The organism is Aeromonas sp. R1-1, from assembly GCF_040908495.1.
GTDB classification, from domain to species: domain Bacteria; phylum Pseudomonadota; class Gammaproteobacteria; order Enterobacterales; family Aeromonadaceae; genus Aeromonas; species Aeromonas veronii.
In genome coordinates this window covers 1-8,138 of the sequence record NZ_JBFODV010000071.1, presented here as the reverse complement: position 1 = coordinate 8,138, position 8,138 = coordinate 1, and the positions used below count along the sequence as shown (strand labels likewise).

The window sequence follows — 8,138 nt, the reverse complement described above, 5'->3', positions numbered from 1 at the left end:
GGCGGCAGGGGGAGATTTGGCCGCAGCCACTCAAACCCGGCGACCAGCTCGCCCTGCTGGTGGCCGATGGCGTTGCCACCCGCATTGAGCTGCTGGCCGCCAGAGCCCCGCTGGCCAATCTGCCCTGGCAGCGGGCGCAAGATCGCCTGCAATCCTTCGATGACCGGCAGCTCACGCTGGCAACCCTGGGCACTGTGCCACTCAATCCGCAGGTGCGCTGGGTCAACGGCTCGGCCGCCGATCTGCATGCCGGGAGCGAGCTGGTATTGATCCGTTCGGCGGATGGAATATTGCAGGGAATTGAAGTGATCAATCCGGAAGAGTAATTCAGTATCTTCTTATTTAATATGGTTTCACCATATTGTGGCAGCCCTTAAATAATGACTGTCACAATATTTATGATTTATCCCTCAATAAAGTCATCGCTCTAATTATTTTCCTGTATCACCATTATTTTATTTGTCATGGATGTTTTTTGGTGGTTTATTTTATTTGTGTCAGGTTTTGTCGGAGTCCATACCTGTCAAATGAAAAAGGATCTTTCTACACAATAACAATTATCGTATGTCTGAAAGAGGGATAAATGATGAATAGAATAATTACCGCCAATCTGGCGTTTTTGGCGTCTTCATTGATGCTCGCTCAGGTGCAGGCGGCTGAACCTGTCTACCCTGATCAGGTCAAGTGGGCGGGCCTTGGCACGGGTGTCTGTGCCAGTGGTTACCGTCCTCTGACCCGCGATGAAGCCATGAGTATCAAGGGTAATCTGGTCAGCCGCATGGGGCAGTGGCAGATCACCGGGCTGGCGGATCGCTGGGTGATTATGGGGGCGGGATATAATGGCGAAATCAAACAGGGCACTGCCGGAGAAACCTGGTGTTATCCCAATTCACCGGTTTCCGGAGAAATACCAACACTCTCTGACTGGAATATTCCGGCGGGTGATGAGGTCGATGTGCAATGGCGGCTTGTCCACGACAATGATTATTTTATCAAGCCAGTCAGTTATCTCGCCCATTATTTGGGATACGCCTGGGTGGGTGGAAATCATAGCCCCTATGTCGGGGAAGATATGGATGTTACCCGGGTTGGCGATGGCTGGTTGATAAAGGGAAATAATGACGGCGGCTGCTCCGGATATCGTTGTGGGGAGAAGAGCTCCATCAAGGTAAGCAACTTCTCATATACCCTGGAACCCGACTCCTTCAGCCATGGTCAGGTCACCGAGAGCGGCAAGCAGCTGGTCAAGACCATCACGGCCAATGCGACCAACTACACCGACCTGCCCCAGCAGGTGGTGGTGACCCTGAAGTACGACAAGGCCACCAACTGGTCGAAGACCGACACCTACAGCCTGAGCGAGAAGGTGACCACCAAGAACAAGTTTCAGTGGCCGTTGGTGGGGGAAACCGAACTGGCCATCGAGATCGCTGCGAGCCAGAGCTGGGCCTCCCAGAAAGGGGGCTCGACGACCGAGACCGTCTCGGTTGAAGCGCGCCCCACGGTGCCGCCTCACTCCAGCCTGCCGGTGCGGGTTGCCCTCTACAAGTCCAACATCTCCTACCCCTACGAGTTCAAGGCCGAGGTCAATTATGACCTGACCATGAGGGGCTTCCTGCGTTGGGGCGGCAATGCCTGGTATACCCATCCGGAGAATCGCCCCACCTGGGAGCACACCTTTGCCGTCGGCCCGTTCCGCGACAAGGCGAGCAGCATCCGCTACCAGTGGGACAAGCGTTATATCCCGGGTGAAGTGAAGTGGTGGGACTGGAACTGGACCATCAGCGAGTATGGTTTGTCGACCATGCAGAATAACCTGGGTCGTGTGCTGCGCCCGATCCGTTCGGCAGTGACCGGTGACTTCTATGCCGAGAGCCAGTTTGCCGGCGATATCGAGATTGGTCAGCCCCAGACTCGTTCCGCGAAGGCTGCGCAGTTGCGTAACGCCTCTGCTGAAGGTGTGGCTCTGACCGGTGTGGATCTGGACAGTGAGGCCCTTGCCAACGAAGGGTTTGGCAACGTATCCCTGACCATAGTGCCGGTTCAATAACCTCACTCGCAGGCCCCTTTCATAGGGGCCTGTTTCTGTTCTGCGCAAGACGCGGCTCTTGCTCTGTGTCCCTCGACTTTCCCTCTTTTTCTCCTCTTCTCCCTGCATGATCACAGCGGGAATCTTTGGCTTGCCAAGGGGATGCCAACGCAGGTTTGACCTCTGTTTGGGGTGGCCTCGTGAGCGAGGCATTGTTCACTCATTTGTTGAAAGAGGTGTGTTGGCCAGATTGTTAACGGCTTGTGCTTTAAATTTTCCCCCTTATACTGGCGCCATCTTGTCGGAGTGCTGACCGTCGAACGACGCGAAGCTGAGACCGTTAATTCGGGATCCGTGGAACCTGATCAGGTTAAAACCTGCGAAGGGAACAAGGGTAACTTGCGGGTTGCCGCGCCGGGGGAGGAACAAGCCTCTTCCGCTCATCGAAGGGATCACCCTTGATGGGTCAGGGCGCACAGGAGGGAGTCTGTCCCGTCCGGTTGTCCAGCACGTGGGGCGCCTTGCCCACAGCATGCAGAGAGCGGGAAGCGGCAGAACAGCGGCGCGGAGATCCATCCCGCACGCACTCCCTCCCGAGATAAACACCCCGCCGCAAGTTCATCTTCTCCTCGAACTCCAGACAAGCAAATACCCATAACTTCAACCGGTTAATGTGAGTTTTGCTATGTCTACTTCTGTATCTGATACCGCCAAATCCAGCCGCCGCGAGCAGCGCTCCAGCGCTCAGGCCTTTATCGACAGCCTCAAGGGGATGGCTCACCCCAACTCCCGCCGCATCTTTATCGAGGGCTCCCGCGCCGATATCCGGGTGCCCCTGCGTGAAATCCAGCTGGCCGATACCTTCGTCGGCGGCACCAAAGAAAATCCCCAATTCGAGCCCAACGAGCCGGTGCCGGTCTACGACACCTCGGGCCGTTACGGGGAGGAGGGGGTCGCCATCGACGTGCGCCGCGGCTTGCCGCGCCTGCGGGAGAACTGGGTGCTGGAGCGTGATGATACCGACGAACTGCCGGGGCTCAGCTCCACCTTCACTCAGGAGCGGCTGGCCGATGAGGGGCTGGATCACCTGCGCTTCGAGCATCTGCCGAAACCGCGCCGCGCCAAGCCGGGTCGTCGGGTTACCCAGCTCCACTACGCCCGTACCGGCATCGTCACTCCCGAGATGGAATTTATCGCCATTCGCGAAAACATGGGGCGCGAGCGGGTGCGCTCCGAACTGTTGCGTACCCAGCATCCGGGCCGCGATTTCGGTGCCCGCCTGCCCCAGAACATCACCCCCGAATTTGTGCGTGATGAGGTGGCCGCTGGTCGCGCCATCATCCCCAGCAACATCAACCACCCGGAAGCGGAGCCCATGATCATCGGCCGCAATTTTCTGGTGAAGATCAACGCCAACATCGGCAACTCGGCGGTCACCTCCAGCATCGAAGAGGAAGTCGAAAAGCTGGTCTGGTCGACCCGCTGGGGCGCCGACACCGTGATGGATCTCTCCACCGGCCGCTACATCCACGAGACCCGCGAGTGGATCCTGCGCAACAGCCCGGTGCCCATCGGTACCGTGCCCATCTATCAGGCGCTGGAAAAGACCAATGGCATCGCCGAAGAGCTCACCTGGGAGCTGTTCCGCGACACCCTGCTGGAGCAGGCCGAGCAGGGGGTGGACTACTTCACCATCCACGCCGGCGTCTTGCTGCGCTTCGTGCCGATGACCGCCAAGCGCCTCACCGGCATCGTGTCGCGCGGCGGCAGCATCATGGCCAAGTGGTGCCTCTCCCACCACAAGGAGAACTTCCTTTACCAGCACTTCCGCGAAATCTGCGAGATCTGCGCCGCCTATGACGTGGCCCTGTCCCTCGGTGATGGTCTGCGTCCGGGCTCCGTCTATGACGCCAACGACGAGGCCCAGTTCGCCGAGCTGCGCACCCTGGGTGAGCTCACCAAGATCGCGTGGGAGTACGACGTGCAGGTGATGATCGAGGGCCCCGGCCACGTGCCGATGCACATGATCGAGCGCAACATGACCGAGCAGCTGGAGCACTGCCACGAGGCGCCGTTCTATACGCTGGGCCCGCTCACCACCGATATCGCCCCCGGTTACGATCACTTCACTTCCGGCATCGGCGCCGCGCTCATCGGCTGGTATGGCTGCGCCATGCTCTGCTACGTCACCCCCAAGGAGCATCTGGGGCTGCCCAACAAGGAGGATGTGAAGCAGGGGCTGATTACCTACAAGATCGCCGCTCACGCTGCGGATCTGGCCAAGGGGCACCCGGGTGCCCAGATCCGCGACAACGCCATGTCCAAGGCGCGCTTCGAGTTTCGCTGGGAGGATCAGTTCAATCTTGCGCTCGACCCCGACACCGCCCGCGCCTACCACGACGAGACCCTGCCGCAGGAGTCCGGCAAGGTTGCTCACTTCTGCTCCATGTGCGGGCCCAAGTTCTGCTCCATGAAGATCACCCAGGACGTGCGCGACTACGCAGCCAAGCTTGAAGCGGTGGAGATCAAGCTGGTCGGCATGGATGGCCAGCAGGAGCAGGTAGTGGCTCAGGTGGAGAGCGGCATGGCTCGCATGGCTGAAACCTTCAAGGAGACCGGCGGCGAGATCTACCATCAGGCGGCGGCGCTGAAACAGGCCGCAGGGGAGGAGGCGTGAGCAGCGCAAGCGGGGCTGTCAGCCCCGCCGATCTGCCGCCCGTGACCGACTCGCGTCCTGTGGTCTGGACGATAGCGGGATCCGACTCCGGCGGCGGAGCTGGCATTCAGGCCGACTTGCACACATTGCACGATCTTGGTGTGCATGGCTGTTCGGTCATCTCCGCCATCACAGCCCAGAACTCGGTGGCGGTGAAGATGGTTGACCCCGTGCTGATGCAGACCTTCACCGCCCAGATCGACGCCCTCGGAGTCGATTTGCCGCCCGCCGCCATCAAGATCGGCCTGCTGCCGACCCGGCTCCATGTGGAGGTGCTGGCCCGCCGACTGGCGGCCATCGAGGCTCCCTTCGTGGTCTACGACCCGGTGGCTATTGCCAGCAGCGGCACCCCGATGGCGGAGCCCAATATGCTGGAAGCGGTGCGCGAGCAGCTGTTGCCACGTCTGTCGCTCATCACCCCCAACGGCCCCGAACTGGAAGCCCTGACCGGCATTCCTGCGACCAGCCCTGTGCTGGTGCGCTTCGCCGCCCAGCGGCTGCGCGAACTCGGTGCCCGCGCCGTGCTGGTCAAGGGCGGTCATCTGGAGTGGAGCGGCGATCTCTGCCTCGACTACTACCAGGACGAGACCCGCGAATTCTGGCTGGCGGCGCCGCGCCTCGATACCCGCCACGGTCACGGTACCGGCTGCTGCTATGCCAGCGCCATCGCCGCCGTGGTGGCGCAGGATTATCCGGTGGAGGACGCCATCACCCTGGCGCGTGCCTACCTGCAACAGGGGTTGGCGGCAGCGCAAGGAGTGGGCGCGGGCCCCGGCCCCATCGCCCATCTTGGCTGGCCCTCCGATCTGGCTCACTTCCCCCGCGCCGTATTGGCGGGTTCAACGCTTGAGCGTCGCTTCGGATTGTATGAGACAAGCAGCGCCCGCCTGCCGCAGGGCCCCTTTGCCGAAACCGAACACAACCTCGGCCTCTATCCGGTGGTGGATTCGGTCAAGTGGCTGCGCCGCCTGCTGGGGCAGGGGGTCAAGACTATTCAGCTGCGGATCAAGAATCTGCCCGCCACTCAGGTGGCACCGGCCATTCGCGATGCGGTTGAGCTTGGTCGCCGCCATGGGGCGCGGCTCTTTATCAACGACTACTGGCAGCAGGCCATCGAGGCGGGCGCCTGGGGCGTGCATCTGGGGCAGGAGGATATGGAGACCGCCGATCTCGCCGCCATTCAGGCGGCCGGACTGCGCCTTGGCATCTCCACCCACGGCTACTTCGAGCTGATGCGTGCGCGCGAGCTGGCCCCCTCCTATATGGCGCTGGGTCATATCTTCCCGACCAACACCAAGGCGATGCCTTCGCGCCCGCAGGGGCTGGTGCGGCTGCACCGCTACCGCGCCCTGATGGCGGAGTGGCCGACGGTGGCCATCGGCGGCATCAGCGAGGAGCGGGTGGCGGCGGTCAAGGCAAGCGGGGTGGGCAGTATTGCGCTGGTCTCGGCCATTACCGGAAGCCGAGATTGGCAGGGGGCGACCGAGCGGCTGCTTGCTGCCGTGGGGGCGGGGGATGAGCCGCGCTCGGCCACCGTTATACGGGAGGCTGAATATGCGCTCTGATGCTGCTTCTCTTAGTGACAAAGAGTATCTGCGATACGGCCGCCAGCTGATGCTGGCGGAAGTGGGTGAAGAAGGTCAGGCACGGCTGAAAGATAAGTCCGTGCTGATCGTGGGCTTGGGCGGGCTCGGCTCGCCGCTCGCCCTCTATCTGGCCGGGGCCGGGGTGGGCACCTTGTGGCTGGCCGATGGGGATACGGTCGATTCCAGCAACTTGCCGCGCCAGATCCTGTTCGATAGCGAGGCGGTCAACCACTCCAAGGCGGAGCTGGCCCGCGAGCGGTTGGCTGCCCACAACCCGCTGGTGGAGCTGATTGCCATCAACCAGCGCCTCGATGCTACCAGCCTGCCGGAGTTTGTGGCCGAGGTAGATCTGGTGATCGACTGCTGCGACAACCTCGCCACCCGCCAGGCCATCAACGCCGCCTGCGTGGTTCAGGGCAAGCCCTGGATCTCTGCTGCCGCTGTGGGTTGGCAGGGGCAGCTGATGGCGCGCACCAGCAGCGATCACGCCTGCTACGCCTGCCTCTATCCGCTGGATACCAAAATCGCCCAGAGCTGCGAGACCAGCGGCGTCACCGGCCCGCTGGTGGGAGTGATGGGCTCTTTGCAGGCGCTGGAGGCACTGAAACTGCTGCTCGGGATGCCAAGCCCGGTCGCCGGCACATTGCGCCGTTTCGATGCTTTGGCCCATCAGTGGCAGACCCTCACTCTGGCCCCCGATCCCGATTGTCCGGTTTGCGGGCAGCGCCGATGCCCGACACACGATAAGGAGATCACCCCATGACCCTCACCATTCGACTCAACGATAAAGCCCAGTCGCTGGCGGCAGGGCAGAGCGTGGCCGACCTGCTGGCGGCGCAAGACGTTAATCCACAGGGCGTAGCGGTGGCCCTCAACGGCGCCGTGCTGCCCCGTGGCCGCTGGGCCGAGACCCGTCTCAATGACGGTGACGAACTGCACCTCTTCACCGCCATTGCCGGAGGCTGACATGCTGACAATTGCCGATCACACCTTCTCATCGCGCCTCTTTACCGGCACCGGCAAGTTTGCCCGCCCGGATCTGATGGCCGCCGCCATCGAGGCGAGCGGCTCCCAACTGGTCACCATGGCCATCAAGCGGCTCGAACCGGGCAAGGCCCACGACGATATCCTGAGCCCCTTGCTGCAACTCGGGGTCAAGCTGCTGCCCAACACCTCAGGTGCCAAGACCGCCGCCGAGGCGGTATTTGCCGCTCACCTCGCCCGCGAGGCGCTGGGGACGAACTGGCTGAAGCTGGAGATCCACCCCGACCCGCGCTATCTGCTGCCCGATCCCATCGAGACGCTGAAAGCCGCCGAGCAGCTGGTGAAAGAGGGCTTTGTGGTGCTGCCCTACTGCGGCGCCGACCCCGTGCTCTGCAAACGGCTGGAAGAGGTGGGCTGCGCCGCCGTGATGCCGCTCGGCGCGCCCATCGGTTCCAATCAGGGGCTGGTGACCCGGGAGTTTCTCTCCATCATCGTCGAGCAGGCCAATGTGCCTGTGGTGGTGGATGCGGGGATCGGTGCGCCGAGCCACGCGGCCGCTGCCTTTGAGCTGGGTGCCGATGCCGTGCTGGTCAACACCGCCATCGCGGTGAGCGGCGACCCGGTCGCCATGGGCCGCGCCTTTGCGCTCGCCTGCACTGCCGGTCGCAGCGCCTATGAAGCCGGCCTTGGCGCCCGCGCCCTGCAGGCCCAAGCCTCCAGCCCGCTGACCGATTTTCTGGGGGCGTTATGAGTCATGAAACAGGGGCGACCATGAAGATCTCCCCCTTGCCCCAAGGGCAGCCAGAGGTTTGCCCCCCTCTCC

At 62.2% G+C, this 8,138-nt stretch carries 7 protein-coding genes and 1 riboswitch; all 7 genes read left to right on the top strand.

The features are described from left to right. A partial coding sequence (locus AB5Y92_RS04210; RefSeq protein WP_368225686.1) for a hypothetical protein occupies positions 1-326 on the top strand: 326 nt, incomplete at its 5' end. 260 nt (positions 327-586) lie between these two features. Further along, positions 587-2,050 (top strand): aerolysin AerA, encoded by a 1,464-nt coding sequence (gene aerA / locus AB5Y92_RS04205; RefSeq protein WP_201987233.1) that lies wholly within the window; start codon positions 587-589, stop codon positions 2,048-2,050. Between the two features lie 271 nt (positions 2,051-2,321). Next, a riboswitch (TPP riboswitch) is annotated at positions 2,322-2,434 on the top strand. A gap of 280 nt (positions 2,435-2,714) precedes the next feature. Beyond that, a complete protein-coding gene (gene thiC, locus AB5Y92_RS04200) occupies positions 2,715-4,706 on the top strand; it encodes a phosphomethylpyrimidine synthase ThiC (RefSeq protein ID WP_368225684.1) in 1,992 nt (663 codons plus the stop codon). After that, positions 4,703-6,310: a thiamine phosphate synthase gene (gene thiE, locus AB5Y92_RS04195; RefSeq protein ID WP_368225682.1), complete on the top strand. Its 1,608-nt coding sequence runs from the start codon at positions 4,703-4,705 to the stop codon at positions 6,308-6,310. Before thiC ends, thiE begins: the two co-directional genes overlap by 4 nt. Continuing rightward, on the top strand, positions 6,300-7,094 hold the full coding sequence (locus tag AB5Y92_RS04190) for a ThiF family adenylyltransferase (protein WP_368225680.1): 795 nt from the start codon (positions 6,300-6,302) through the stop codon (positions 7,092-7,094). Before thiE ends, AB5Y92_RS04190 begins: the two co-directional genes overlap by 11 nt. Then, on the top strand, positions 7,091-7,297 hold the full coding sequence (gene thiS / locus AB5Y92_RS04185) for a sulfur carrier protein ThiS (RefSeq protein ID WP_005308183.1): 207 nt from the start codon (positions 7,091-7,093) through the stop codon (positions 7,295-7,297). The genes AB5Y92_RS04190 and thiS overlap by 4 nt, the downstream gene beginning before the upstream one ends. Before the next feature lies 1 nt (position 7,298). Continuing rightward, on the top strand, positions 7,299-8,066 hold the full coding sequence (locus AB5Y92_RS04180) for a thiazole synthase (protein WP_005357775.1): 768 nt from the start codon (positions 7,299-7,301) through the stop codon (positions 8,064-8,066). Positions 8,067-8,138 lie beyond the last annotated feature (72 nt).

Bases quoted from the DNA above. Each gene is read 5' to 3' on its own strand.
- aerA (WP_201987233.1), top strand. From the start codon at position 587: ATGAATAGAATAATTACCGCCAATCTGGCGTTTTTGGCGTCTTCATTG.
- AB5Y92_RS04180 (WP_005357775.1), top strand. From the start codon at position 7,299: ATGCTGACAATTGCCGATCACACCTTCTCATCGCGCCTCTTTACCGGC.
- thiC (WP_368225684.1), top strand. From the start codon at position 2,715: ATGTCTACTTCTGTATCTGATACCGCCAAATCCAGCCGCCGCGAGCAG.
- AB5Y92_RS04190 (WP_368225680.1), top strand. From the start codon at position 6,300: ATGCGCTCTGATGCTGCTTCTCTTAGTGACAAAGAGTATCTGCGATAC.
- thiS (WP_005308183.1), top strand. From the start codon at position 7,091: ATGACCCTCACCATTCGACTCAACGATAAAGCCCAGTCGCTGGCGGCA.